At 63.7% G+C, this 25,665-nt stretch carries 21 protein-coding genes; 14 read left to right on the plus strand and 7 right to left on the minus strand.

Annotation, left to right across the window (positions count from 1 at the left end; genetic code table 11):
• The first annotated feature begins 341 nt into the window (after positions 1–341).
• The 3 genes from BZL41_RS15290 (at position 342) to BZL41_RS15300 (ending at position 2,367) form a co-directional block, all read left to right on the plus strand.
• Positions 342–1,685 carry an S-type pyocin domain-containing protein gene (locus tag BZL41_RS15290; RefSeq protein WP_095600095.1) on the plus strand — a complete coding sequence of 448 codons (1,344 nt, stop codon included), beginning with the start codon at positions 342–344 and terminating at the stop codon, positions 1,683–1,685.
• A gap of 5 nt (positions 1,686–1,690) precedes the next feature.
• A complete protein-coding gene (locus BZL41_RS15295; protein ID WP_095600096.1) occupies positions 1,691–1,966 on the plus strand; it encodes a bacteriocin immunity protein in 276 nt (91 codons plus the stop codon).
• A 143-nt stretch (positions 1,967–2,109) separates the two neighbouring features.
• A complete protein-coding gene (locus tag BZL41_RS15300) occupies positions 2,110–2,367 on the plus strand; it encodes a bacteriocin immunity protein (protein ID WP_095600097.1) in 258 nt (85 codons plus the stop codon).
• A 17-nt stretch (positions 2,368–2,384) separates the two neighbouring features.
• Here BZL41_RS15300 and BZL41_RS15305 read toward each other — a convergent pair whose 3' ends face one another.
• A complete protein-coding gene (locus BZL41_RS15305) occupies positions 2,385–2,858 on the minus strand; it encodes a hypothetical protein (RefSeq protein WP_095600098.1) in 474 nt (157 codons plus the stop codon).
• Between the two features lie 33 nt (positions 2,859–2,891).
• On the minus strand, positions 2,892–3,176 hold the full coding sequence (locus tag BZL41_RS15310; protein ID WP_371916536.1) for a helix-turn-helix domain-containing protein: 285 nt from the start codon (positions 3,174–3,176) through the stop codon (positions 2,892–2,894).
• 92 nt (positions 3,177–3,268) lie between these two features.
• Between BZL41_RS15310 and BZL41_RS15315 the strand changes: the two genes are divergently transcribed.
• Positions 3,269–3,490 (plus strand): DNA-binding protein, encoded by a 222-nt coding sequence (locus BZL41_RS15315; protein WP_095600100.1) that lies wholly within the window; start codon positions 3,269–3,271, stop codon positions 3,488–3,490.
• On the plus strand, positions 3,480–3,857 hold the full coding sequence (locus BZL41_RS15320; protein WP_095600101.1) for a hypothetical protein: 378 nt from the start codon (positions 3,480–3,482) through the stop codon (positions 3,855–3,857). The genes BZL41_RS15315 and BZL41_RS15320 overlap by 11 nt, the downstream gene beginning before the upstream one ends.
• Positions 3,858–3,966: 109 nt before the next feature.
• Here BZL41_RS15320 and BZL41_RS15325 read toward each other — a convergent pair whose 3' ends face one another.
• The 3 genes from BZL41_RS15325 to BZL41_RS15335 form a co-directional block, all read right to left on the minus strand.
• Positions 3,967–4,692: an NYN domain-containing protein gene (locus BZL41_RS15325; protein ID WP_095600102.1), complete on the minus strand. Its 726-nt coding sequence runs from the start codon at positions 4,690–4,692 to the stop codon at positions 3,967–3,969.
• A gap of 286 nt (positions 4,693–4,978) precedes the next feature.
• The gene (locus BZL41_RS15330; RefSeq protein ID WP_095600103.1) at positions 4,979–5,470 is read right to left on the minus strand and encodes a GNAT family N-acetyltransferase; all 492 of its coding nucleotides are present in this window, start codon (positions 5,468–5,470) and stop codon (positions 4,979–4,981) included.
• A gap of 143 nt (positions 5,471–5,613) precedes the next feature.
• The gene (locus BZL41_RS15335; protein ID WP_218224529.1) at positions 5,614–6,285 is read right to left on the minus strand and encodes a TetR/AcrR family transcriptional regulator; all 672 of its coding nucleotides are present in this window, start codon (positions 6,283–6,285) and stop codon (positions 5,614–5,616) included.
• A 200-nt stretch (positions 6,286–6,485) separates the two neighbouring features.
• Here BZL41_RS15335 and BZL41_RS15340 point away from each other — a divergent pair, with 200 nt between their 5' ends.
• From BZL41_RS15340 to BZL41_RS15350, 3 genes are read left to right on the plus strand one after another with little or no spacing between them, the layout of a single operon-like run.
• Positions 6,486–7,892, plus strand: a complete 1,407-nt coding sequence (locus tag BZL41_RS15340) for an efflux transporter outer membrane subunit (protein ID WP_256578169.1) — start codon at positions 6,486–6,488, stop codon at positions 7,890–7,892.
• A complete protein-coding gene (locus tag BZL41_RS15345) occupies positions 7,885–8,982 on the plus strand; it encodes an efflux RND transporter periplasmic adaptor subunit (protein ID WP_095600106.1) in 1,098 nt (365 codons plus the stop codon). The genes BZL41_RS15340 and BZL41_RS15345 overlap by 8 nt, the downstream gene beginning before the upstream one ends.
• A gap of 3 nt (positions 8,983–8,985) precedes the next feature.
• Positions 8,986–12,096 carry an efflux RND transporter permease subunit gene (locus BZL41_RS15350; RefSeq protein WP_095600107.1) on the plus strand — a complete coding sequence of 1,037 codons (3,111 nt, stop codon included), beginning with the start codon at positions 8,986–8,988 and terminating at the stop codon, positions 12,094–12,096.
• Between the two features lie 177 nt (positions 12,097–12,273).
• On the opposite strand, the gene BZL41_RS15355 is transcribed toward BZL41_RS15350, so the two are convergent.
• Positions 12,274–12,738, minus strand: coding sequence for an Lrp/AsnC family transcriptional regulator (locus BZL41_RS15355; protein WP_095600108.1), 465 nt, complete (start codon positions 12,736–12,738; stop codon positions 12,274–12,276).
• 151 nt (positions 12,739–12,889) lie between these two features.
• On the opposite strand from BZL41_RS15355, the gene BZL41_RS15360 reads away from it, so the two are divergent.
• Together BZL41_RS15360 and BZL41_RS15365 are read left to right on the plus strand one after the other, a co-directional pair.
• Entirely contained in the window at positions 12,890–14,143 is a 1,254-nt protein-coding gene (locus BZL41_RS15360) for a Zn-dependent hydrolase (protein ID WP_095600109.1), read from the plus strand.
• 76 nt (positions 14,144–14,219) lie between these two features.
• Entirely contained in the window at positions 14,220–15,455 is a 1,236-nt protein-coding gene (locus BZL41_RS15365) for a diaminopropionate ammonia-lyase (protein ID WP_095600110.1), read from the plus strand.
• A gap of 31 nt (positions 15,456–15,486) precedes the next feature.
• On the opposite strand, the gene BZL41_RS15370 is transcribed toward BZL41_RS15365, so the two are convergent.
• Complete coding sequence (locus tag BZL41_RS15370; protein ID WP_095600111.1) at positions 15,487–16,455, minus strand: LysR family transcriptional regulator; 969 nt, start codon at positions 16,453–16,455, stop codon at positions 15,487–15,489.
• A 99-nt stretch (positions 16,456–16,554) separates the two neighbouring features.
• Between BZL41_RS15370 and BZL41_RS15375 the strand changes: the two genes are divergently transcribed.
• From BZL41_RS15375 to BZL41_RS15390, 4 genes are all read left to right on the plus strand, one after another.
• Complete coding sequence (locus BZL41_RS15375; protein WP_095600112.1) at positions 16,555–17,769, plus strand: MFS transporter; 1,215 nt, start codon at positions 16,555–16,557, stop codon at positions 17,767–17,769.
• Between the two features lie 479 nt (positions 17,770–18,248).
• A complete protein-coding gene (locus BZL41_RS15380) occupies positions 18,249–19,769 on the plus strand; it encodes a TolC family protein (protein WP_256578168.1) in 1,521 nt (506 codons plus the stop codon).
• The gene (locus BZL41_RS15385) at positions 19,766–20,527 is read left to right on the plus strand and encodes an efflux RND transporter periplasmic adaptor subunit (RefSeq protein WP_095600113.1); all 762 of its coding nucleotides are present in this window, start codon (positions 19,766–19,768) and stop codon (positions 20,525–20,527) included. The genes BZL41_RS15380 and BZL41_RS15385 overlap by 4 nt, the downstream gene beginning before the upstream one ends.
• A 60-nt stretch (positions 20,528–20,587) precedes the next feature.
• On the plus strand, positions 20,588–25,665 hold a 5,078-nt coding region (locus BZL41_RS15390; protein ID WP_143518098.1), incomplete at its 3' end, for a VCBS domain-containing protein.

Consider the following 25,665-nt stretch of genomic DNA (forward strand, 5'->3'; position numbering starts at 1 on the left):
AATGGTGGCGCGCTCTTCGACGCTGAGTTCGGAATAAGACATAGGGGCAGCACCGTACCGGAAAGGTCAGGTGTTGCACTCAGTTTTTGCGGCCGCCAGGTGTGCAAAAACGCCTCGGAGGAATTCTACGGCGGCAAGCGCATGAGTTGATACGCGGCACCTGTGGTGTGTCATCGGGAGCTGGGCAAATCATCCGGCTCCCTTTTCTGCAACATTGGGAGGGAAGGAGAGAGCAATACCCGATAGTGCGCGATAACGCTCGGCCGGCTGGTCGACCACTGCACGGCACCGGTGCGTGTGCATCCTTAAAGTCGGCCCTGTCTTGGACAGGGAGAACACACATGGCACGTGATCAAGGGCCAGGGCCGATGCCCCGCGTTTGCCGACCGGCATTGAAGAACATCCCACCGAAAAGCTGGCGAACACCCAAAGAACCAGACCCACCGCAGCCGCAGCTCGGCGGCTGGGAATTCGACAAGCAACCGCCCCGCGAACTCGTCCGTCCCGCTTCGCCACCCCCCTCACCAGAGCCCCAGCCTCCAGCGGCAAAGACGTTTGCCAAGTGCTGCACCATTCCCGAGGGGTTGATGGACCATCGCTCACAAGGGGATGGATGGGTAAGAACGAGCTTCCTGAAGGAATACGGAAACTTCGCCGTGCTCGGCTCCAGGGAGAGGAATGCCGATGGAAGCATCCCCCTGAAAAAGATCGGCGGGAGCGCTCTTCCCCTCACAGGAACGCTCGCCATCGGCGCCACCACGGCAGGCGAAACCGCTGGCGGGCTTGCAACGGGCATTACGACAGGAGTCTCGGTCGGGTTTCTGATTGGGCTGGTGTCGTTCCTGTGGCCGACGCAAACAGGCGATTCGGCGATGTACACCGAGGACGAGTTGAGGGAACGCACCACGGCGAGAACGCGGGCACGGATTCACATAGAGGAACAGCCAGACGGAACGCTGAAAGGCTATGCGTGGTACACCGGCCCGCACAAACGCGCTCTGCGATGGGAAACGGTGCCCGTTATCCCATTCCAGCCCCAAGGGGATGCCTTCGTCGCTGATTTCGGCAATGGGGCGAACCTGACATGGACGCCAGCCGTAGACACCTCGAAAACCCTTGGAATCCCGGCCCTGGAAGCCTCTCCAGAAATGCCGACGGTATGGGTTTACCCGCCTACCGAGACCGTGGACCAGATACTGGTCAATCCGGTGTATCCGCCCGACTTCAAAGACGCCATCCTGATCTTCCCGGCCGACTCAGGCGTGCCGCCGTTGTATGCCGTGATGAACGTCCGGCTCGATGCGGGTGTGGTCACGGGACAGGGCGAGGTCGTGACGGGCATCTGGCTGGAACAGGCCAGCCGGGAGCTTGGGGCACCGATTCCGGTGCAGATTGCGGATAAGCTCAGGGGGAAGGCGTTTTCCAGCTTCGATGCGTTCCGGGCGGAGTTTTGGAAGACTGTGGCGGCTGATGCGGAGTTGAGTGGGCAATTTATCCCACAAAATCTCCGACGTATGCTGGAAGGAAAAGCACCGCGAGCTAGGTTTATTGACACCGTAGGAAAAAGACGCTCTTTTGAAATGCATCATGTTGAGCAGGTTAGCGAAGGTGGGGCTGTTTATGATCTGGAGAATATACGTGTGAACACACCAAAGAATCATATTCAGCTTCACCGAAGAGGATAGTGGGTATGGATTTTCTGAGCAAACAGAACCTAGAAGATTTTACGGAATTTGAGTTTATTAGATTTTTAAACGAAATATCTAGGGAAGATGAATCCAGCACGGATAAGCGTGCAGATCAACTAATAGAGCACTTTATAGCAATAACAGGTCATCCTGCCGGTAGTGACTTAATTTATTGGCCGGAGCCTGGGGCGGACAACTCTGCCGAAGGAATAACCCGAATAATTAAAGAATGGCGGGAGGCTAACGGACTGCCAGGATTTAAAGACCCTTTCATCTGAAAATCCATCAAATTTTTCCAGAAACAAGGCCCTCTTTATGAGGGCCTCCTCATACCTGTCAGATAATCTAACCCTGCTATGCTAATTACAACGCCGAGAAGATACATGGAATTGCACTCTAACAGTCAGGAGGAGTGATCAATATGCAACTTAAAGCATCAATAAATGAATACGCCGAGAAAGAATTTCTAGAGATACTCAGCAAGCTATTTAACGGCCAGTGTTCTACCGAGCAGGAGTATCATGGCCTACTTGAGCATGTAGAACAGATATCCCAACATCCAAAAGGAAATGAAATTCTCTTTTATCCGGCTCTAGGAGTAGAAGACAGCCCCGAAGGCGTTCTCCGAATAATAAAAGAATGGCGAGCGGCTAACGGACTGCCTGGATTCAAGGAATAGGAATAAGAAATAAAATTTTAAATTCTACAAGCTTCCCGCTTTTTCAATGCCGTTCTCTCCGTGGGATTCTGGTTGTGCTGCTGCCACCAGAATTGGCACTGCGCCGATTGAAACCGTTTTTCCTGTCCCAACCGTGCGAGTTCGGCTTGCCGTTGAGTTTGTTCTTCGAGGCGGCGTTGTTCTCTGGCCTTGGCCTCTGCAGCTATCCGTTGGTTCAACTCGGCTTGTGCCCGCCTTGAGTCTTGTGCGGCTTGGCTGAGGGCCGCTTTTATGCGCTGTTCCTGGATGTAGTCATAGAGCAGTTTTCCACCCCAGAGCCCGCCGACGATGATGAGGGCGGCCAGCACGATGGCGTGGCTGGTTTCCATGGGCTGATGGACATGACGAGGAGCGTAGTGGCGGTGGCCGAGGCGTTCGTTGCGGTCGTCGATTTCGGCGTCCATGTCGAACTTCAGGTTTTTGAGTTGCTCGTCGATTTCGCGCTGTTCCATGCCTGACGATTCCTGTTACTGAGTTTGGCCAGCCTAATTGGAAAATGGCTTTTCGTCGTCAGGGCTCGTTTGTCCTGCTTCCGGCGCGACTGTGCCGCTGACAATCCACAACGCAAACTGCGGATAGAGCTTAACCACAGCCTCAATTTCCTCGGCCTTGATTTCCCTGTTCTTGGCAGGGTTTTTCAGGTTGCTCCAGGTGTACCGACTAATGCCAGTCAACTCTTCGAGCTGAGGCAGCTTCATGCCGCTGTGCTTGAGCACAGTTATAACGCGCTCTTTTATCATTCCTATTTCATCTTTATCGACTCTATCCATTTTGAATTGATCTGAATATGATTCAATTCGACTCTAGTCAAAGCGGATAGGGTTTGTCCGTATGTATTGCCACGAATAGTGACGGAACGAGCATGGAACTGGAAGAGCTGGAACCTTCTAAGCTGGCGGGTTCGCATCAGGATGTGGAAACCATTGCGCAGTGGGCGCAGCGCAATGGGGTGTCTTTCGATACGGCGCGGGGCTGGGTGTGCCGGGGCGTGCTGCCTTCGGTGAAGCTCGGCAAGCTGCGCATGGTGAACACGGCCTTGCTGCGTCGCTGGCTGCTGGAGCAGGGGTGGACGGATGAACGCTGAAAGCCCGTTGCCGCTCCGCCTGTGTTCCGCCCGCCGAACGTTGAAGCTGCTCTGTCTGGTGGAGCAGACGCCGGATGGCAGTATCCGTTGCCTGCCCATTCATACCCTGTCTTGCCTGGATATCCCTTGGGCGGTGGTGCCGCGCAAATGGTCGCGGACGCTGCCCGCCGGCTTCATCCTGCGCGACGCCCGCGCCACCGCACCCAGCTCTGCGGCATTGGCGCGTTGCCGACGCCAGCACTTGGTTGAGATGCGGGGCCGGCAGGGGCGGAACTTCCAGTGGAAGCCTCTGCTCGTCGCGGCCCGCTGGGGTTTCCTGGGGCGAACGGCTCCGGTGTGTGCTGGCGAAGAGCGGCCGGACGGTTAGGGTGCCGTTGGGAGAGGGGGCAGGGTGGCCCGTCGTACAGTAGTTGCTCTGGGTTAGGGCATGGGCAGCGGCAAGTATGCTGGGTCGACCTAATATTCCCAGTAGAGAACTAACCCGCTGCAGCCTCAGCAGGCGCTATTGTTGCTGCGCGAGCTGGCGGCTTTGGGCATGTGGAGCGAAGGCCATCGATATGCTCCATCAGGCCATCGGGGACACTCTGCCACATGGGGTCAAGGACAAAGTCAATTCCTTCACGACGTGCCATTTTGGCCGCTGGAACAAAATCCGCATCACCGGCAATCAGGACGATCTGGTCTACCTGCTTCTTGAAGGAAAGAGAGGCTACATCCACACCAATGCGCATATCGACGCCCTTCTGCTTGGTGTCAATCTTCACATCGGTCTCTGTGAGGTCTGCAATTTGGATCTCGCCTTTGAGCAACTGCTTGATTTTTTCAGGCTTGATTGTCCATGACACATCGCCGGAGAGGTGGCCTAGGCGAAGTGCCAGTTTCCTCTTTGCCCGGAGTCTGCGATGCAGTTCTTCCCTGAAAACCGCCTCGTCAGTCTTGGAGAAATCTACCGCCTTCTTGGAGATTGGGTTGTGGTATTTCTTGAGCAGCGGCGGGCAGTCGTAAAAGAAGATTCGATAGAGTTCTCGCCGCGTCCCGGCGACCTGACCATTTCCTCCTGACCGACCGATTGGAAACAAATGCGCGGTCGCCCAGCGATGAACGAGATCAGCTGCCCTCTCAGCGTTATAGGCATTATCCGGCTCGATCTTTCGGAACCGCTTGATGAAAAAAGCACCATCCACCAGGATCGCTGTTGGCATTTCACCGCTCCAAAAAGCATAACGCCCAAGGGGTCGGCGCGTCCTGGATAGGGTGGACGGCTTACTGCCTTGGGCGGGATGCGGCGAAGACTAGTGCGAGCATTTGCTACGGTCAAGTGGTGACGCAAGAACGGTGCCCTCTGCGGAGCCATCTGGTACTGCAGAGGGTTCATAGCGGTGAGTTGGCTGAAGTGGTGATAGACGGTGGGCTTGTCTGCGCCCGGATGGCGAAGAGCGGCCGGACGGTTAGGGTGCCGTTGGGAGAGGGGGCAGGGTGGCCCTTTCGTCAGCCGAGCGTCTTGGCCATTTCCGCGGTGGCGGCCCAGCCCAATGCGGCATACACCGGCTTACCGGCCTCGGTGGCGTGGAGCACGGCGAAGCTCACGCCCCGCTGTGCGAACTCGGCTTCCGCCAGCTTCATCAGCGCCGAGGCCAGGCCCCGGCGCCGGTAGGAGGGTTCGACGAACACATTCAGCACATAGCCGCGCTGGTCAAGGTTCGGGTGGGACGGGTGCGGGGGCCAGTCGATGCCCATAAGCCCTATCGCCGCGACGGGCTGGGTTTCGTCCATCAGGGCAAACCCGTAGTAACGCCCATCGGCCAGCCGCGCACGCAACCAGGGACGGAAGTGCTCGGTCATCACCTGCAACGCCAAGGGATCGCCCCCCGCTTCGAGGAACATCGCCTCGCGATGCACACAGATCATCTGGAGGTCATCCGGCCCCAGCCGGCGTGCCGTCAAACCTGAAAAATCGATTTCACCGGGAATCTCGTTCATCGCCTGCTCCTGCTCGGAGTGGTCGATGCTAGGGCGAGGGCAGGGCGGCTGACAGGTGCAGATTGAGGGGAAATGCACCATACAGCGTTGCTTGGGGGCTGCGACCTGAGGGAAGAGCGAGGCCCGCTTGTGGTCGACGCGCTTTAAGCCTCCGGCCCGTAAGCCCGCATGAATACATCCACCGCCCGCGCCACGATTTCGCGGATTTCTTCGTCCTTCAATTCCGGGCGGGCGTTGAACAGGCCCGGCTCGTCCACTTCGGACTCCACCAGTGCTCGGAAATGGGCAGCGGCCACCCTGGGGATGGTTTTGCGCAGATTCCCGGCTTTCATGACGCTATCGAAATAGCGCTCCACATACTGGATTCCACGCGCCGGGCCGTTCTCGTAGAACAGCCGGCCCACCTCAGGATCGTTCGCTGCGGCGATGACCATGCGCCAGGCAGAGATTTTCTCCAGGGTGTGGAAGGTCTTGAGCACTCGCTCGCCGAACGCCTGGAGCACGGTTGCCACGTCCGCTTCGGGATTGAGCAAGGCCAGGACATCCGCCGCTTCGGGCGGTAATCCATCCTCGGTCATCTGACTGCAAGGATGGAGCAGTTCGAATACTGTGCTGCGGTGTTCGCTGGCTGCGCGCCGCAGTAGTTCCCGAAACAGGGCTTCCTTCGAGTCGAAATAGCGGTACAGGGTGGCCTTCGAGCCGCCTACCCGGGTCGTGATCTCCGACATGGTGGCCTGCTCGAAGCCCACTTCCTCGAATACGGCCTTGGCGGCCGCCAGGATCGCCTCGCGGCGGGCTTCGGTCTTCGTTCTCACGGTTAGAAAATCCTTTACGAAACCAATTGGTACAGTTTTCCTTGACAGGAAGATGGAGCCTAGCATAATGCACTGTACTGTACCGTCTCGTTTCGTTTAGGCAAAGAATGTACAAGAACAGACCTGGTCTTCATCGTTGCGCCTCCTTCCTCGGCGAGTTCCGCTTTCCCCCAGCAGCCCATGGGCTTGCCGTAGCCGCTCTGGTTTTGAGTGGCTGCGCCTTGCAGCCCGACTATAATGCGTCGGAGCCCTCGGCCCCGGCCGCCTGGTCCGTGGCGTCGGTAGCCGATGAAAGCTCGGCGCCGGCCATGACGGAAGCCTGGTGGCGCACCTTGGGCGACCCCGCCATCGACACCCTGACCGAAGCGGCGTTCGCTGACAGCCCGACCCTGGCCCAGGCCGTGGCGCGCATCGACGAAGCCCGGGCCACCCTGGGCGTCAACGCGGCCGCCCGGATGCCGACCGTCAGTGTCAGCGCCAACCTCACCCGGGCGCAGAGCCAGAACTCCTCCGCCCAGACATCCAGCCCGACCATGCTCAGCACCTCGGCTTCCGCTGGGCCGAGCTTGAGTTGGGAACTCGATCTCTTCGGCCGGGTGCGTAATTCGGTGGAAGCCGCTCAGAGCCGACTCGACGCCCGCACGGCGGATGCTGCCGCGACCCGCCTGTCCTTGGCGGCCGACGTGGCGAACGGTGTGCTGTCCCTGCGTGCCTGCGAGAACTCCCGGCGTGTGTTCGTCGAGGACATCGCCTCCCGGGAAAAGACCCTGGCCCTGACCCGCCTGCGCCTGAAGACCGGCTTTGCCGCACCGGTCGACGAGGCTCGGGCCCTGTCCGGGATTGCCTCGTCCCGCACCAGCCTGGCCTCCCAGGAGGAGCAGTGCACTCGCCAGGTGAACGCGTTGGTCGCCTTGAGCGGCCGGGATGCGAGCAGTGTGCGGCAGTTGGTGGGGGCGGCGGGCCCGACCCCCAGCGCCGAACCGGTGCACATGCCCCAGGCTCCCGGTGCCGCGCCTGAACTGCCCGCTACTGTACTGGCTCACCATCCCGACGTGGTTTCCGCCGACCGGGAAGCGGCGGCGGCTTGGGCCGACATCGCCGTCGCCCGGGCCAACCGCCTGCCGCGCCTGGACCTGGCCGCCGCCTTGACCGGGCAATGGATCCGCGCCGCCGGCTCGACCCTTGATTTCACCACTTGGTCCCTCGGCCCCAGCCTTACCGGAACCCTGTTCGACGGTGGGGCGGGGGCGGCTAACGTAAGTGCGGCAGAGGCCCGTTACCGGCTCGCCGTGGCAAGCCTGCAAGGGACGCTGCGCAGCACCGTCCAGGAAGTGGAAAACGCCCTGGCGGCCCAGGCTTCGGCCAAGGCCCGCGTCGTTTCCGCCGGCGAGGACGTCACTGCCGCGCGCACCACGTTCGAGGCGTCCGAATCCCAGTGGAGGGCTGGCTCCATCAGCCTGTTCGAACTCGAAGACAGTCGCCGCCAGTTCGCCTCGGCCCAGGATGCCGAGATTTCCGCCCGCCGCGACCAGGCCCAGGCCTGGATCACCTTGGTGGAAGCCACCGGCGGCGCCATCACCCTGACTCCGGAGTCCTCCCATGAATAACGCCAAGGGTATGCGCAGCCGCAAATCCCTGCTCGCCATCGCCTTGTCCGCCACCCTGATGGCGGGTGGCAGCCTGTTTCTCGCCACCCGTTCCGTTGCCACCCCGGCACCGAGCCAGCCGGCCGCGGCCCTGACGGTCACCGTTGCCACGGCCGCCCAGACCGAATGGCCGGCGCTCCTCGAGGCCAGTGGCGCCGTCGCGCCCTGGCAGGAGGCGGTGATCGGCGCCCAGGTATCGGGTCTGCGCCTGGACGAAATTCGCGTCAACGTGGGCGACCGGGTCAAGTGGGGAGAGGTGCTGGCGGTTTTCGATGCCGACCTGCTGCGGGCCGACGAGGCGCGCCTCAAGGCCTCCTGGCAGCAGGCCGAGGCCAACCGCCAGCGGGCCCTCCAGCTCAAGGGCACGGGTGGCATCAGCGAGCAGGAGGTGCTCCAGTACGTGACCGAGGCCGACGTGGCCAAGGCCCAGTTGCAGAGCACTCAACTGCAACTTCGCTACGCCACGGTGACGGCCCCCGACGACGGCGTCATCAGTGCCCGCAGCGCCACCGTGGGCGCCGTATCCAGTACTGGCCAGGAGCTGTTCCGCATGATCCGGCAGAGCCGCCTGGAATGGCGCGGCGAGCTGACGTCCGTGCAACTGGCCCAGATCCAGCCCGGCCAGCACATCGGCCTCACCCTGCCCGACGGTGCCACGGCCACCGCCACGGTGCGCCAGACGGCGCCCGCGCTCGATAGCCAGACCCGCCTCGGCATCGTCTATGCCGACATCGAGCCCGGCAGCACGGCACGCGCCGGCATGTATGCCAAGGGTAACGTGGTGCTCGACGAAAGTGCGGCCGTCACGGTACCCGCCATCAGCGTGGTGATCCGCGACGGGCGCAGCTACGTGCCCAGATTGGCGGATGGCAACCGGATCAGCCTGGAGGCGGTGACCGTGGGGCGTCGCCAGGGCGACGCCGTGGAGATCGTCTCCGGCGTCAAGGTCGGCGACAAGGTGGTGGCGCAGGGGGCGGGCTTCCTCAACGACGGCGATCTGGTGCGCGTGGTTTCCGGCCCCGAACTCGCCGCCCGGTCCAGCGAGGAGTAAGCCATGAATTTCGCTACCTGGTCGATCCGCAATCCGATACCCGCCATTCTGCTGTTCATCCTGCTCGCCCTGGCCGGCATCCTGGGCTTCCGTGCCCTGCCCGTGGCCAACCTGCCGGACCTGGACCTGCCCACCGTCACCATCTCTCTGACCCAGCCCGGCGCTGCCCCGGCGCAGTTGGAGACCGAGGTGGCGCGCAAGGTGGAAGATTCTCTGTCGACCCTGTCCGGCCTCAAGCACCTCAGCACTTCTATCGTCGATGGGCAGGTGACGATCAATGCCGAATTCATCCTCGAGAAGAAGCTCTCGGACGCCCTGATCGAAGCCAAGGACGCGGTGGACAAGGTACGCTCCGACCTGCCCACCGATCTGGAGCAGCCTTCCATCAGCGCGGTCCGCGCCAGCGGTGAGGCTACTCTGTTGTACGCGGTGGCTTCATCCAAGATGGACGAGGAGGCCCTGTCCTGGTTTGTGGACGACACCGTGAACAAGACCGTGCTGGGCGTGCCGGGCATCGGCAAGTTCGAGCGGATCGGTGGCGTCCAGCGCCAGGTGAGGGTGGAGGTCGATCCGGTGCGCCTGGCGGCGATGGGCGCCACCGCCGCCGATGTATCGCGGGCGCTGAAGAGCGTGGAGCAGGAATCCTCCGGCGGACGCGGCCAGGTGGGTGGCGTCGAGCAGGCGGTGCGCACTATCGCCACCGTGCGCCAGGCCGGGGAACTTGACCGCCTGCCGGTGGTGCTCGCCGACGGCAGGCGCATCGATCTGGACCAGGTGGCCACGGTGAAAGACACCCATGCCGAGCGCACCCAGATCGCCACGCTCGACGGTAAGCCGGTCGTGGGTTTCCGGATCTTCCGCGCCAAGGGCTTCGATGAGACCCGTGTCGCCGCCGGCGTGGCCGAAGCGCTCGGCAGGCTCCAGGCCGCCGATCCGAGCCTCAGCTTCACCAAGGTGTCCGGCACGGTGGATTACACCCAGGAGCAGTTCGAAGGCTCCATGCACATGCTCTACGAGGGCGCCCTGCTGGCGGTGCTGGTGGTTTGGTGGTTCCTGCGCGACTGGCGTGCCACCCTGATCTCCGCCTCGGCCCTGCCGCTGTCGATCCTGCCGACCTTCGCGGTCATGAGTTGGCTCGGCTATTCCCTGAATACCCTGACCCTGCTCGCCATGGCCGTGATCGTGGGCATCCTGGTGGACGATGCCATCGTCGAGATCGAGAACATCGAGCGCCACAGCCGCATGGGCAAGTCCAACAAGCAGGCGGCTGCCGATGCGGTGACCGAGATCGCCTTGGCGGTCATGGCCACGACCATGACCCTGGTGGTGGTGTTCCTGCCGACGGCCATGATGAGCGGTGTCTCCGGTCTGTTCTTCAAGCAATTCGGCTGGACCGCAGTGGTGGCGGTGCTCTGCTCCCTGCTCGTGGCGCGGGTGCTGACGCCGATGATGGCCGCCTACCTGCTCAAGCCCCACAGCGACCATGTGGATACCAAAGACGGCATGCTGATGACCTGCTACCTGGGCTGGGTGCGCTGGTGCCTCACCCATCGCCGCATCACGCTCATCGGCGCGGTCCTCGTCTTCATGGCTTCCGTGGCGCTGGTGCCGCTGCTCGAGACCGGCCTGATGCCGCCCTCGGACAAGGGCTACAGCAACATCAATGTGGAGCTGCCGCCGGGCAGCAGCCTGGCGATGACCCAGGCGACGGCGGATGCGGCGCGCCACGCGATTGCCGACATCGAAGGGATCGAACACGTGATGACCACGGTAGGTGCCTCCCAGGCGGCGGGCGCCGGCCAGACCCAGGCCGGCGAGGTGCGCCGGGCCACGATGACGCTGGTGCTGGCACCACGTGGGTCGCGGCAGGATCAGACCACCATCGAGAACCAGGTACGCCGGGCCTTGCTCGGCGTGCCCGGCGCCCGTTTCTCCCTGGGTACCGGCGGCGTGGGCGAAAAGATGTCCCTGATCCTCGCCAGCGACGACCCGGCTGCCCTGAAAGCCACCGCCCAGGCCCTGGAACGGCAATTGCGCGACGTGCCTGGCCTGGCCAACATCACCTCCACCGCCAGTCTGGAACGTCCCGAGATCGTGGTGCGTCCCGATGCCGCGCGGGCGGCGGAGCAGGGTGTTTCCACCTCGACCATCGGCGAGACGGTGCGTATCGCCACCAACGGCGATTTCGATGCCCAGATGGCCAAGCTCAACCTGGACAACCGCCAGGTGGCGATCCAGGTGCGCTTCCCCGAGGCGACCCGGCAGGACCTGGAGACCGTCTCCAACCTGCGGGTTCCCGGCCGCAACGGGTTGATACCCCTGTCGAGCGTGGCCCGTGTGGCGGTGGAAAGCGGCCCGTCGCAGATCGACCGCTATGACCGGCGTCGCTACGTCACCGTCGCCGCTGACCTGGGCGGCATGCCGCTGGGCCAGGCGCTGGAGACGGCCAAGGCCTTGCCGGCGATCCAGGCCATGCCTTCCAGCGTCAAGCTGATCGAAACTGGCGACGTGGAAATCATGGCGGAGCTCATGGGCGGCTTCGGCATGGCCATCGTCATCGGGTTGTTTTGCGTGTATTGCGTACTGGTGTTGCTGTTCCACGACTTCTTCCAGCCCCTGACCATCCTCTCGGCTATTCCCCTGTCCGTGGGCGGCGCCTTCGTCGCGCTGCTGGTGAGCCGGGGCATGCTGAGCCTGCCGTCCATGATCGGGCTGGTCATGCTGATGGGCATCGTCACCAAGAACTCCATTCTGCTGGTGGAATACGCGGTGATGGGCATCCGCGAGCGCGGCCTGTCCATGCGCGAGGCGCTGGTCGATGCCTGCCACAAGCGCGCCCGGCCCATCATCATGACCACCGTCGCCATGGTGGCGGGCATGATGCCCATCGCCCTGGGCCTGGGCGCCGACGCGAGCTTCCGCCAGCCCATGGCCATCGCGGTGATCGGCGGCCTGATCACCTCCACTGCCCTGAGCCTGCTGGTGGTGCCGGTGGCCTTCACCTACGTGGACGGCCTGGAGCGCCGGCTGAGCCGCCTGTTCCGCCGCAAGCCCGCGCAGGCTCTGGTCGCGACGCCGCATGTCATGGAAAAAAAGCATATGGTCGAAGCCTGAAGGGACGGGATGCCCCGGCAAGGGGCATTTCTTGCGGGCGGTAGCGCGTCCCGCTAACTGCCTGGGCTGCTTGTCGTAGGACGTCAGTCGTCGGTTCGCGTTGTTTGCTCCTGGCAGATGGCTAGTCGGGATGGCAACGGCCTGATGAAGCTGGTGGTCACAAGCACTTTCGCTGCGCTAACCCGAAGTGGGAACGACGAGCCCGGTCTTGACGTTGCTCATCGAGACCAGAGTCTTGAAGCGTTTGACGTTGTTGTTCTCGAAGAATAGCGACCGGGTCAGCTCGGTGTATTGCTCCATGTTCTTCACCAGTATGATCAGCACGAAGTCGCATTCTCCGGCGACGTAATAGCACTGTTGCACCTCGGGGCAGGCCAGGAAGGTGCGCTTCATGCTGTCCAGCAAGTCCAGCCGTTCGCTTTCCACCTCCACCTGCGCGATGACCGTGAGCGTATAGCCCAGCCGGGCCGGGTTCACGATCGCCACGTTTTTCTGGATGACGCCATCCGCACTCATTTTCTTCAGGCGGCGATTCACCGCGGCGGACGAGAGATTCACCTGGGCGCCAAGGTCCAGTTGTGAGGTCGTTGCATCCCGCTGGACGGCTTCCAGCAGCGCCAGGTCGAACTGATCGAGATTCATAGGGTGGTGCCCTTAATGCAAATGCGGAGATCGCCTGTAAAACGTAATAAAAATTCACCTTTGGCTCGTAAATCAAGAAATGAGTGCCTGCCAAGTGAATAGTATTGATTCTCCGATAGCAGTCCCCATCGGCTCTACGCCGGAGAGTCCTATGAACAACCGTTCTGAGCCGCGTCTGAATGGCTCGATTCTGCTTCAGCAAATCCGAGCCCTTGGCGAGATTGGCGCCGACCATGTCCATGGCGGCCGCACGCGCATTGCGCTGACTGATGCGGAGAAGGCGGGGCGCGATCAGGTAGTCGCGTGGATGAAGGAGGTTGATCTAGACGTACGCATCGACCGCATCGGCAACATCTTCGGCACGCTGCGTTCTGCTTCCGATCAAGGTGACCAGGCGCCTTTGATGATGGGCTCGCACATCGACACGGTCACCAACGCCGGCGCCCTAGATGGCTGTTATGGGGTGCTGGCAGGATTGGCGGTAGCCCGGGCATTCCGCGAGGCGGGTGTGTTGCCGTCGCGCTCCATCACTATTGCTGCCTTCACCAATGAAGAGGGGGTGCGTTACCAGCCGGACATGATGGGCTCGCTGGTATATGCCGGCGGCATGGACGTCGAAGAGGCGCTGGCCACTGTCGGAACCGATGGCTCACGTCTGAGCGAGGAGCTGCAGCGCATCGGCTATGCCGGCGATCTGGAGCCGGGAGCGATCATTCCCCATGAGTATCTGGAACTGCATATTGAGCAGGGACCGATCCTGGAAGCGGAGAACGCCCTTATCGGCGTGGTCGAGAATCTTCAAGGCATCTCCTGGCAACAGGTCGTCGTGCAGGGCAACGCCAACCACGCGGGAACCACCCCGACCCGTTTGCGGCATGATGCCGGTTATATAGCCGGTGCGGTGGTCGCCGAGTTGCGCGCTATCGCCAGGGGGGCGGGCGGAACCACCCTGGCGACAGTCGGCTGCATGCGCTTCGAGCCCAACGTCATCAATGTGATCCCGCGCAGGGCGACTTTCACCGTGGACCTGCGCGATCCCGCCGAGGAACGGCTGGTTGCCGCCGAGAAGCGTCTGGCAACCTTCCTGGCGGCAATCGCGCAGGAGGAGGGCGTTCAGATCAGCACCGAGCAACTGGTGCGCTTTCAGCCGGTGACTTTCGATGCAGGCCTGGCCGATGAGATCGAAGCTTCGGCCAGACGCCTCGGTTTCAGCCACAGGCGCATGACCTCCGGTGCCGGGCATGACGCCCAGATGATCGCGCGCATTGCTCCGTCCGCGATGATCTTCGTGCCCAGCCGCGGCGGCATCAGCCATAACCCTCGCGAGCACACGGACGACGAGCAACTGCTCAACGGCGTCGAGGTGCTGCTGGATGTGGTCCTGCGCCGCCTGAGCCGTGCCTGACTCATTCACGAATCCCCGAAGCCGCTCGCAACCGTGGGGCGGTATTGGTTTCGCCTTGCCTATCGAAGGAGCCTACATGCTGATCGCCAACCCCAACGCAGCCCGCGCGAGCTACCCCGAAGCGCTGCAAAACATCATGAGCATCCGCAAGGCCGATGAAAGCCGCGTCTGGCTGGCCGGCTGGTCGCGCCTGAACAGCGGCGGTACGCCGCTCTACTCGCTGCCCGGCATGGCCGCGGAGCTGGGTGTGGCGGACATCCTGGTCAAGGACGAATCGGAGCGTTCGGTACTGGGCAGCTTCAAGGCGCTTGGCGCGCCGATTGCCCTGGTACGCCTGATCCAGCGCCAGTTCCCCGCACAGCGCTTCGAGGCGCGTGGATTGCTGGCGGGCGAGTACCGCAGCGTGCTGGCCGGCTTCACCGTGATCAGCGCCACTGACGGCAACCATGGCCGCGCCCTGGCCGCCGCTGCGCAGAGTGTCGGCTGCCGTTGTGTGATCGTGCTGCACGCCAACGTCAGCATCGAGCGAGAGGAGGCGATTGCCGCATACGGTGCCGAGATCGTGCGCATCAGCGGCAATTACGACCAGTCGGTGGAAGAGGCGGCGGCGCTCGCCACGAAGAACGGCTGGCTGGTCGTCTCCGACACTTCCTATGACGGCTACGAGGAGATTCCTCGCGACGTGATGCAGGGTTACGGCGTCATCGCTGCCGAGATCGTCGAAGCGCTGGCCCTGCGCCAAATCAGCAGTCGTACCCTCACCCATTTCTTTCTGCAGGGCGGCGTCGGTGGCCTGGCGGCAGGTATCGCCGGCTATCTCTGGGAATTGTTTGGCGCCGAGCGCCCGACCTTCATCGTGGTCGAGCCCGTGCAGGCGGATTGCCTGTTCCAGAGCGCCATCGCCGGCCGGGCGAGCAAGGCGACGGGTTCGGTGGATTCAGTGATGGCGGGCCTGGCCTGCGGGGAAACCTCGCCCCTGGCGTGGAGGTTTCTCCAATCTTGCATCGACTTCTTCATGACCATCGAAGATGACGAGGCAGTCACCGCCATGCGCCGCCTTGCGGCCGGCAGCGCCAGCGACATTCCGCTGGTCGCCGGCGAATCGGGCGTGGCTGGGCTCGCCGGGCTGATCGGGCTGGTCAACGATCCTCGACTGGCCGAGCAGGTGGGGCTGAACGGTGAATCCCGTGTTCTGCTGATCAACACCGAAGGCGCCACCGCGCCGGGCGTCTACCGGGAACTGGTCTCCGAGTCGGCCCAGTCGGTGCTTGTTCGGCAGAGAGCGTGGCTGCAGGGGAGGTGTGCCAAATAGTCATCTGCCGCGTAACACTCAAAACCAGGCACTACCTTAGCGCCGACTGTTCGACGGAGGCATCTGCGCTCGCTGCCCGCAGGCCAACGAGATTCGGCATGCGGTTGCGGATCAGCTCGGCGAACAGGCGCAGCTTGGCGGGGTAGCTGCGTGCGTGAGGGTAGATCAGGTAGACCGGCAGGGGCGCTGCCTGCCATTGCGGTATCAATTGGATCAAGCGGCCCTCCTCGATATCGCGAGCGACTATCCAGGCTGAGCTGATGCACGCGCCGAGCCCTGCGAGCGTGGCGCTGCGCAGGGCGTAGAGGCTGTCTGTGCTCATGCGGGGCTGGATTGCAAAGCGATGGGAGCGGCCATCCCTCAAGCAGGTCAGCACGACCTCGTCGGTGTAGTAGGTGCGTAGCGCCAGCCAGGGCAAGCGCTGGAGCTGTTCGGTCGAAGCGGGTAGCGGCTCGCTGCCCAGTAGCTCCGGCGCCGCAACCACGATCCGGGGCACTTCGCCAAGGCGGATGGCAACCACCGAAGGGTCTTCGATAACCCCTACCTGAATCGCGCAATCGATCCCTTCGGCGGTGAAGTCGGGCCGGCGATCATGCAGCGTCCATTCCACGCTCACGTTTGGATACCGGCGCAGGTACTCCCCTAACGGGGCGATCAACTGGTCCTGCCCGAAGGCGTGCGGTACCTGCACGCGGAGCGTGCCGCGAGGGTCTTCGCGAGCGCCGATCAGCTCGTCCTCCATCTCCATCCAGCTTTCCAGCACCTGTCTGGCATAGGAGTAGCAGCGCTCGCCATCGCCGGTTAGCTGCATGCCGTGGGTCGTCCGGTTGAGCAGTTGCAGGCCGAGCGAGCGCTCCAGCGCTTGCAGGCGGCGGCTGACGGTGGGTTGTGTGGTGTTCAGTTGCGCGGCCGCCGCCGACAGGCTGCCGGCATCGACGATGCGGACGAAGGTGCGCAGCAGTTCAATGCGATCGAGGCCGGAAAGAGTGGGTTCTTTCATACGCTGCTTGCATAACAGATTTGCCTTTGAGGCTACTACAGCGTCTTCCAATACGCGATGAGAATGGCTGCCTCGTTCAGATCAGATGGAATCCCCGCCATGACCACCTCAGCACATTTGTCCCCCGCGCTTGAGCGGAGCGCATCCGCACTCTCGCGAGGGCTCATTTTTCTTTTAGCTACGGGCGCTGGCCTCAGCGTTGCGACGCTCTATTACAGCCAGCCGATGCTGGGTGTGCTTGGCGCCGATATCCAGGCGAGCGAGCGTGCGGTAGGAATGGTTCCGATGCTGACGCAGCTTGGCTATGCCCTGGGTATCCTGCTGCTGGCTCCGTTGGGAGACCGCTACGACCGGCGTCAGATCATTCTGGCGAAGGCTTGCATGCTCATGCTGGCCTTGTTGCTTAGCAGCATCGCCCCGGGGGTGGGTGCCTTGCTCGTCGCCAGCCTCGCGATCGGCCTCGCCGCCACGATGGCCCAGGACATCGTTCCGGCTGCCGCGACCATGGCGGTGGAGACGCAACGCGGTACGGTCGTTGGAACGGTGATGACGGGCCTGCTGCTGGGGATTCTGCTGTCGCGGGTCATGAGCGGTTTGATTGCCGATCAGTTCGGCTGGCGCGCGGTATACGGGGTGGCGGCTGTCTCCATTGCGCTGTTCGGCATCGGTGCCTGGCGCGGTTTGCCGCGTTTCGCACCCACGACGTCGCTGGGCTATGGCGCGCTGCTCGGGTCGATGCTGAAGCTCTGGTCACGGCATCCGGCCCTGCGCCGCGCAGCGGTATCCCAGGGCTTGTTGTCCATGGCATTCAGTGCGTTCTGGTCGACGCTGGCGGTGATGCTGCATGCCCAGTTCGGCTTGGGGAGTGCCGCGGCCGGCGCGTTCGGGCTGGCAGGCGCCGCGGGTGCCCTGGCGGCTCCGTTAGCGGGCCGGCTCGCCGATCGCAGCGGCCCCGAGCGTGTGACCCGCCTCGGCGCGGCATTGGCGGTGGCCTCGTTCGCCGTCTTGGGCCTGGCTGACGCTGTTCCCCTTGAGGCTCAGCTGGGCCTGATCGTGGTGGCCGCCATCGGCTTCGACTTCGCCGTCCAGGCGACGTTGGTCGCGCACCAAACCATCGTATACGGCATCGATCCGCCCGCTCGCAGTCGCTTGAATGCCGTGCTGTTCACCGGCGTATTCATCGGCATGGCAACCGGTGCCGGGCTGGGGAGCATGGCTTTGGCTCAGTGGGGCTGGAGCGGGGTGGTTGTGCTGGCGATCGTTGCATCCTTCGGCGCATTGGTTGTGCGGCTGATGTCGGATTCCAGGAAGTGATGGGCTTCAAGTGACCTGGACGAGGGGCGACGAGCAGTCATGGCGATGGTGGGCAGCCGCTCTGGGAGCGCTGTGGAATGGCGAGGTCCTGAAAATCGCCGAGGCGGATCGGGGTTTCCCCTAGGTGTTTCCCCGGGGGAGGTCTAGGGGGCCGCCCGATTTTCAGGTTGCGGGCTTATCGCTTGAATAGCGATGCCGGGTGAACCATTCGAGCACTGCATATTTAAGTTGCGTAATGATGGCGAATAGCCACATATATGGTGCAGGAAATTTCGGATCGTTGGAGCCTCGCGCGACTCGCTTCATGGATTCGATGTGATTGGAAACGCCTACGCCTTCGGTCGCGGATGATCGTTGAGTCGGCAAGATCCGAAGTCCTGTGCCAACCGGGGTTCGGGTCTGCGGTTGATTGCGTTGTGCCGTAACGCGTCTGGGCGTCCTGGCCAGGCGTAAAGAACCACCCCTTCGAAGACCACTCCATGATTGAGCTGCCGCCCGCCAAGACCGTCCTAGCCCTGATGGTCGCTTTTTCCTTGACGGCCTGTGTACGTTTGAACCCCCAGCCACTCACCGAGCAGACCCTTAGCGAGCAAGGCAGCGCCGACCGTGTCGCGGCCCAGCAGGATGTCGAGCCGATCACGGGGCCGCTGACCCTGGAGCAGGTGATCGCCCGGGCACTCAAGTACAACCTGGATCGTCGCGCCCGCATGCTGGAGGAGACTCTGGCGTTCCAGCAGTTCGATGCGTCCCGCTACGACATGCTGCCGAAGTTGCTGGCGCAGGCGGGCTATACGTCGCGCAACAACGACAAGATCAGCCAGAGCCGCAATTCGGACGACGGCACGCTCTCCGAATCCCGTTTCATCTCCCAGGAGCGGGACCACACGGTCAGCTCCCTGAGCCTGAGCTGGAACATGCTCGACCTCGGCGTCGGCTATTTTGGTTCGCGGCAGCAGGCCGACCGGGCGCTGATCGCTGGCGAGAAGCGGCGCAAGGCGATGCACCTGCTGATGCAGGATGTGCGTACCGCCTTCTGGCGCGCAGTCAGTGCGCAGAAGCTCGAAGCGGAGGTGCGTGCCACCACCCTGGTTGCCGAAGAGGCCCTGGCCGACGCCCATCAGGCGGAGACCGAGCGCCTGCGCAATCCGCTCGATTCCTTGCGCTATCAGCGCCAGGTGCTGGAGAACCTGCGCCTGCTCGAAGCCATCGAGCAGGAGTTGTCCACCGCACAGACGGAGCTCGCCGCGCTGATCAACGCGCCCCTCGGCCAGCCCATCGCCCTGGTCGAGCCTGACTTCGATCTCGATCGCCAGGCCTTGGCGGTGCCGGTTGCGACCATGGAGGAGGTGGCCATGGTGGCCAACGCCGACGTCCGCGAGCAGCACTACAGCGCACGCATCGCGCGCGACGAGACTCGCAAGACGCTGACGCGCCTCTTCCCCAGCCTCAATTTCAGCTACGGGGTCAACTACGACACCGATAGCTACCTGGTGAACCGCCAGTGGAACGAGACCGGCGTCCAGCTCTCGTTCAACCTGTTCAATCTGCTCACCGGCCCTGCCCAGCTCAAACTGGCCGAGGCGGGCGTCGCCCTGGCCGACCAGCGCCGGGTCTCGATGCAGATGGCGGTGATGGCGCAAGTGCACCTGGCGCGGCAGCAGTTGATCAACGCGCAGCATCAATTCCAGCGGGCCGATTCGATCTGGCAGGTGGACCGCCGCATCAGCGAGCACATGAGCAATCGGGAGGCGATCCAGGTGCAGAGCAAGCTGGACCGGGTGGCCAACCAGACCACTGCGATTCTCAGCCTGCTCCGGCGCTACCAGGCCCTGGCCCAGGCGCAGACCGCCGAGGCCCGGTTGCAGGCGACCCTGGGCGTGGAGCCGAAGATCGGTAGCGTCGGCGAGATGTCGCTGGACGACCTGACCCGGACGTTGGCGTCCAGCCGGAACGGTTGGCAACTGCTGGCCGCTCGCGCCCGCAAGGATGCGAGCCTATGAAACGCTTGGCGCTCTGTTTGCTGGCCGCGCTGGGCTCCGGCGCTGTCCAGGCCCAGGTTGTGGATGCCGCTCCGGCCCGTGCCGGCATCGAACGGCAGGAGATTCGTGCCCAACTGCTGCCGCGTCAGTTCACCACCCTGGCGGCGGAGATCGGCGCCAAGGTCAACAAGCTGCCGATTCCCGAAGGCGGTGCGTTCAAGGCCGGCCAGGCGCTGGTCAGCTTCGATTGCAGCGTCCAGCAGGCCATGTTGCAGAAGGCCCGCGCCGAGCTGAATGCCGCGGAAGCCACCGACAAGGCCAACCGGCGCCTAGCCGAGCTGAATTCGGTCGGCCAGTTGGAGGTCGACCTGGGCCGTGCCGGCCGGCAGAAGGCAGTGGCCGAGGTCGGTGCCCAGCAGGCGGTGCTCGCCAAGTGCAGCATCACCGCGCCGTTCGCCGGCCGGGTCGCCGAGCAGAAGGTTCGCGAGCAGCAGTATGTGCAGCCCGGCCAACCGCTGCTGGACATCCTCGACGACAGCGTGCTCGAACTCGAATTCCTGGTGCCCTCGGCCTGGCTCGTCTGGCTGCGCCCGGGGCAGACCTTCGATGTCGAGATCGACGAGACCGGCCAGCGTTATCCTGCGCGCTTCGAGCGCATCGGCGCACGGGTCGATCCGGTCAGCCAATCGGTGAAGGTGGCTGCTGCTATCGACGGACGCTTTCCCGAGCTGATGGCCGGTATGAGCGGCCGTGTGCGGGTCACGCCGCCCACACCCTGACCGAACCCTGAATCGCAGGCTGCGGCCTGCGCCCGAACCCGCTGCGCATCGAGGTCCGAGATGGCCGATCAGCCGAATACCCCCTCCGCATCCACCCGTCTGGTGCGCGGTCGCCCTCGGCCGTTGGCCCTGGAGCAGCGCTTTGTCTTCGATGGGGCGGCTGCAGCCGATGCGGTGGATACCGTGGCCAGCCAACCGGTGGCCGATCCGGCTGCATCCGATGCTGCCGAAAGCCCGGCCGCTGTGGCAGTCGAACATGCCGCGCCGGCCGAGCAGCCGGACCTGTTCAGGCTGGACGGCGACCATCCGGGATTGGCCGAGGCGACGGCGAGCGCAGCCGAGCAGGTCCGCCAGTTCCTGGCCCAGGCCAGCGACGCGCAGCTCTTCGAGCTGTTCAAAGGCGAGCAGAGCACCCCGGGCGAGCAGTGGCGCGCGGAACTTGCGCGGCTGCGCACCTCGATTGCCGACGGATCGCTGGAGATCGGCGTCTCCCTGCTGGACAACGCTCAGATCAAGGGCGCCATGGCGGCCTATGCCGCGGAGGGGCCGGACGGTGCGCCGGTGATCTTCCTCAACCGTGACTGGCTCGCCGTGCTGGATACGCAACAGGTCTCGCGCCTGCTGATCGAGGAATACGGCCATCACCTCGACAATCTGCTGAACCAGGGTGGCGATACCGCCGGCGACGAGGGGCAGCGATTTGCCGCCGAGGTCAGCGGCACCGACACCGGCACGCCCGGTTTCGCCGCGGATAACGACCAGGCTACCCTGCAGTTCGATGGCGAATCGGTCTCCGTGGAGTTCGCCACGCTGACCTTCAGCAACGCCTACGAAGTGAACACGGCGACTACCCCGGCGGGCAAGGAAGCCAACAGCCACGATTTCGTCTTCACCTCGCTCGGCCAGGTCACCGTCAACGATGCGGTCAACAGCCGCTTCTTCAGCGGCAACGACGTCTCGGCCACTGCCGTGACCATCGGTTCCACCACTTACTACGGCTGGATCAGCCGGCCGATCAAGAGCGGCGGTGTGGTGCGCGGCTTCTACTTCTGGACCGATGCGGATTTCACCTCGCTGGCTGTGGCCCAGGCCGACGGCAACCAGGATGGCGACAGTAACGTCACGGACAACCGAGGCTTCCTGCTGGTGGTCGATCAGGCCTGGTTCGATAGCCTCGGCTGGAAGAACCAGGTATCGAACCTGAAGAACCTAGGCTCGTCGTCCGACCGCGTCGATGCGGCGCTCAACGCCCTGGTCGGCCCGGCGGTGGCGCCGGTGGCCGTGGCCGATACCGCCAACGGTACGGCTGGCACGTCCGGCGGCGCAGCGGTCGAGGCCGGTGGCAGCCAGAACGGCACGGCCGGCAGCGCGGCAATCGGCAACGTGCTGAGCAACGACACCTCGGCCGACACCAAGCAGGTGACGGCGGTCGGCACCGGTTCCGCCAGCCAGGCCGTGAGCGCCGCGACCACTTCGGCCAACGGCTCCGTGGTGGTCGGCCTCTACGGCACCCTGACCTTGGGGGCGGACGGCAGCTACCGCTACGTGGTGAACGACGCCAACCCGCAGGTCGAAGCCCTGCGCAGCGCCAGCGACACCCTGGTCGATACCTTCACCTACCGCATGACCGATGCCTCGGGCATGACGTCCACCACCACGCTCAAAGTGACTATCCGCGGTGCCAACGATGCCCCGCTGGCGAGCGACGACTACAGCACTGCGAAGGAGTCCCTGCGCACCGACTCCACCGCCTATAACGGCAGCGATCCGCTGGGGGCCCAGGCCGTGGGCAACGTGCTGACCAACGATGTGGACGTGGATCGGTACGGGGAGACCAAGACTGTCGTCATCATCAGTATCGAAGGTGGTGCCACCGGCAACACCGGTGGCACCACTACCTTCAACACCACCCTCGACAGCAACGACGCCAACTCGATCTCGATCGGCGCCAACGTGTATCGCCTCAATGGCGATGGCACCCGCACGCAACTGTTTTCCAACGGCTCGCCAGTGACGGTGGCGAGCAAGACCGGCAGCGGCAGCACCATCGGCTTCACCTTTTCCGATGCCAGCGCGCTCTCCGGCATCACCCGCTTCAGCGTGATGAAGGGCAACGGCACCTTCGTCGACGGCACCATCAACTCGACCACCGTCAGCAGCTCCACCACGCTGGCCTTGTCCGGCGTGACGGGCAACATCGCGGTCGGCATGACGGTGTATGGCACCGGGCTCGCCACCGCGCCCACGATCGCGAGCATCAACTACGACAGCAACGGCCAGGTCACCTCGGTCGTGCTCAGCGCCGCCGTGGCCTTGAACAACCAGGCGCTGACCTTCGGCAACAGCACGAGTGCCGGTGTCACGCTGGTTGGCCAGTACGGCAGCCTGCTGCTCAATGCCGATGGCGGCTACGTCTACACGCCGACCGCCAACAACCCGGCCCTGAGTGCGGGCCAGTCGGCCGTCGAACGCTTCCAGTACCAGATGCGCGACGCCAGCGGGGTGACCAGCAGCGCCAGCCTCTACATCACGGTGCTCGGTTCCGGGACCAACGACCCGAACGCCGTGGCCGACACGGCGCTCGCCACCGAGCAGGGCGGCACGGCCAACGGTACGCCCGGCGTGAACCCGACCGGCAACCTGCTGAGCAACGACACCACGCCGAGCGGTACCAACCAGATCGTCACGGCACGTGCCTCGAGCAGCAGCGCCAGCACCACCATCGGGACCAATACCGAAATCATCGGGCTCTACGGCAAGCTGACCCTCAGCGCCAACGGCACCTACACCTACGTGGTCGACAACAGCAACTCCACGGTCCAGGCGCTTCGGGACAGCTCCGCCATCCTGACCGACACCTTCGTCTACACCCTCGAGAATGGGCTGACCACCAACGGCGTCAGGCTGCGGGATTCCGCGACCTTCACTGTCACCATTCGCGGCGCGAACGATGCACCGGTAGCGGTCGATACCAGCGCCGCCGCCGTGGAGGCCAGCGGCGTGAGCAACGGCGTGGCCGGCTACAACCCCGGCGGCAATGTGCTGACGCCCGTCACCGATGTCGACGACGCACTCAGCGAACTGCGCGTGACCGCCGTGCGCCTCGGCGGGGTGGAGGGCAGCGGCAGCGCCGGTGTGGTGGGCTCCGCGTTGGCGGGCCTCTACGGCTCGCTGACCCTCGATGCCAGCGGCAACTGGACCTATGTGCTCGATAACAACAATCCCACTGTCCAGGCCCTGAACCCCGGTCAGACACTGATCGAACGCTTCAATTACACCGTGACCGACCGTTCCGGTAGCGGTCTGTCTGACATCGCCGTCCTGACGATCACCATTGGAGGCGCCGCCGACACCGTCGCGGTCAACAGCGTGTTCGTCAACGAGGCTTCGCCCTATGCCGTGTTCACCGTGAGCGGCAGTGCGGGCGTTGCCGTCAGCCTGGCGCTGAGCGATTCGGACGGCCTGCCGGCGAGTGACACCCGGGCCAGCCTGTCGGGTGGCGGCGCGGATATCGGTAGCACGCTGGAATACTTCAACGGAAGCGCCTGGGTGAACTACACCTCCGGCAGCTCGGTGGTCATCCCCAGCGGCGACAAGCTGCTGGTGCGGGTGGCCGTCAACCAGGACAACATTCACGAAGGCAACGAGTCCTTCACGCTGATCGCCACCACCGGCAACGGGGACCGCAGCATCGGGGTGGGCACCATCAACGACGAAGGTGAAGGCGACGTTTTCCTCTCCGGCAATACCACCGGCACACCGGACGCATCCGGCAGCAACGGCTACCCCAGCTTGGACGACGACCGCCCGACCCTCAGCGTGTCCAACGTCTCCGTCACCGAAGGGGATTACGCCGAATTCGTCGTCAGCCTCGACAAGCCGTCCACCACGGCGATCGGCTTCAGCCCGGTTTTGGTCAGCGGCACCGCCAACGTTGCCATCGACACCGGGACGACCGCACAGTTGGAGCGTTTCGACGGCAATGGCTGGGTCGTGGTGAACGGCCCGGTCAGCATCGCTCCTGGCGAATTGTCCGTACGTTTGCGCATCGCCACGGTGGACGACAGCTTCGTCGAGGCGGCCGAGACCTTCAGCCTGAGCACCGGGCCGGTCTCCGGCACCGTGACCAACCTGGCCGGCACCGAAGGCACTGCGACCCTGCAGGACAATGACGTGGCGGCCCCTTCGAACCACGCACCGGTGGCCGTCGACGACAACCTCGGCGCCACCGAGGACACGCCCGCCACCTACAGTGCCGCCCAACTGCTCGGCAACGACGGCGATATCGACGGCGACTCGCTGAGCATCGCCTCGGTCACCAGCGGCACGGGCGGCACCGCCGTGCTCAACCAGGACGGCACGGTGACCTTCACCCCGGCACCGGATTTCAATGGCGTGGCGACCTTCACCTACACGGTCACCGACGGCAACCTGGTGTCGAACACCGCCACCGTGACCATCGTCGTCGCCGCGGTGAACGATCCTGCGGTGATCGGTGGCACCGATACCGGCGCCGTGACCGAAGACCTGAACGTCAACGGTCAGGGCAATCTGACCACCGGTGGTTCGCTAACCATTTCCGACCCGGATAGCGGAGAAGCCAGCTTCCAAGGCAGCGTCACGCCGTCCGCCGGCGCCCTCGGCACCCTGACCATCGCGCCGGATGGCACCTGGGCCTACAGCGTGCCAAACGCCCTGGTGCAATATCTCAAGGCCGGGGAAACCAAGGTCGAGACCTTCACCGTGCAATCGGTGGACGGCACACAGCAAATAGTTACCGTGACCATCCTCGGTGTGAACGATGCGGCAGTGATTGGTGGCAGTGATACCGGTAGCGTCACCGAGGACCTCGATGTCGATGGCCAAGGCGCCCTGACGACCGGCGGTGTACTGACCATTGCCGATACGGATACCGGAGAAGCAAGCTTCCAAGGCAGCGTCACGCCGTCCGCTGGTGCTCTCGGCACCTTGGCCATCGCCGCGGATGGCACCTGGGCCTATAGCGTACCCAACGCGCTGGTGCAGTACCTCAAGGCTGGGGAAACCAAGGTCGAGACCTTCACGGTGACCACGCTGGATGGCACGCAGCACACGGTCACTGTCACCCTCCACGGGGTGAACGATGCGGCGGTGATCGG

The sequence above is a fragment of the Pseudomonas sp. PIC25 genome (assembly GCF_002286785.1).
Classification (GTDB): Bacteria; Pseudomonadota; Gammaproteobacteria; order Pseudomonadales; family Pseudomonadaceae; genus Pseudomonas_M.

Coding starts and splice junctions, on each gene's coding strand:
- BZL41_RS15290 (WP_095600095.1), top strand. CDS start 342: ATGGCACGTGATCAAGGGCCAGGGCCGATGCCCCGCGTTTGCCGACCG.
- BZL41_RS15295 (WP_095600096.1), top strand. CDS start 1,691: ATGGATTTTCTGAGCAAACAGAACCTAGAAGATTTTACGGAATTTGAG.
- BZL41_RS15300 (WP_095600097.1), top strand. CDS start 2,110: ATGCAACTTAAAGCATCAATAAATGAATACGCCGAGAAAGAATTTCTA.
- BZL41_RS15305 (WP_095600098.1), bottom strand. CDS start 2,858: ATGGAACAGCGCGAAATCGACGAGCAACTCAAAAACCTGAAGTTCGAC.
- BZL41_RS15310 (WP_371916536.1), bottom strand. CDS start 3,176: ATGGATAGAGTCGATAAAGATGAAATAGGAATGATAAAAGAGCGCGTT.
- BZL41_RS15315 (WP_095600100.1), top strand. CDS start 3,269: ATGGAACTGGAAGAGCTGGAACCTTCTAAGCTGGCGGGTTCGCATCAG.
- BZL41_RS15320 (WP_095600101.1), top strand. CDS start 3,480: ATGAACGCTGAAAGCCCGTTGCCGCTCCGCCTGTGTTCCGCCCGCCGA.
- BZL41_RS15325 (WP_095600102.1), bottom strand. CDS start 4,692: ATGCCAACAGCGATCCTGGTGGATGGTGCTTTTTTCATCAAGCGGTTC.
- BZL41_RS15330 (WP_095600103.1), bottom strand. CDS start 5,470: ATGAACGAGATTCCCGGTGAAATCGATTTTTCAGGTTTGACGGCACGC.
- BZL41_RS15345 (WP_095600106.1), top strand. CDS start 7,885: ATGAATAACGCCAAGGGTATGCGCAGCCGCAAATCCCTGCTCGCCATC.
- BZL41_RS15350 (WP_095600107.1), top strand. CDS start 8,986: ATGAATTTCGCTACCTGGTCGATCCGCAATCCGATACCCGCCATTCTG.
- BZL41_RS15355 (WP_095600108.1), bottom strand. CDS start 12,738: ATGAATCTCGATCAGTTCGACCTGGCGCTGCTGGAAGCCGTCCAGCGG.
- BZL41_RS15360 (WP_095600109.1), top strand. CDS start 12,890: ATGAACAACCGTTCTGAGCCGCGTCTGAATGGCTCGATTCTGCTTCAG.
- BZL41_RS15365 (WP_095600110.1), top strand. CDS start 14,220: ATGCTGATCGCCAACCCCAACGCAGCCCGCGCGAGCTACCCCGAAGCG.
- BZL41_RS15370 (WP_095600111.1), bottom strand. CDS start 16,455: ATGAAAGAACCCACTCTTTCCGGCCTCGATCGCATTGAACTGCTGCGC.
- BZL41_RS15375 (WP_095600112.1), top strand. CDS start 16,555: ATGACCACCTCAGCACATTTGTCCCCCGCGCTTGAGCGGAGCGCATCC.
- BZL41_RS15380 (WP_256578168.1), top strand. CDS start 18,249: ATGATTGAGCTGCCGCCCGCCAAGACCGTCCTAGCCCTGATGGTCGCT.
- BZL41_RS15385 (WP_095600113.1), top strand. CDS start 19,766: ATGAAACGCTTGGCGCTCTGTTTGCTGGCCGCGCTGGGCTCCGGCGCT.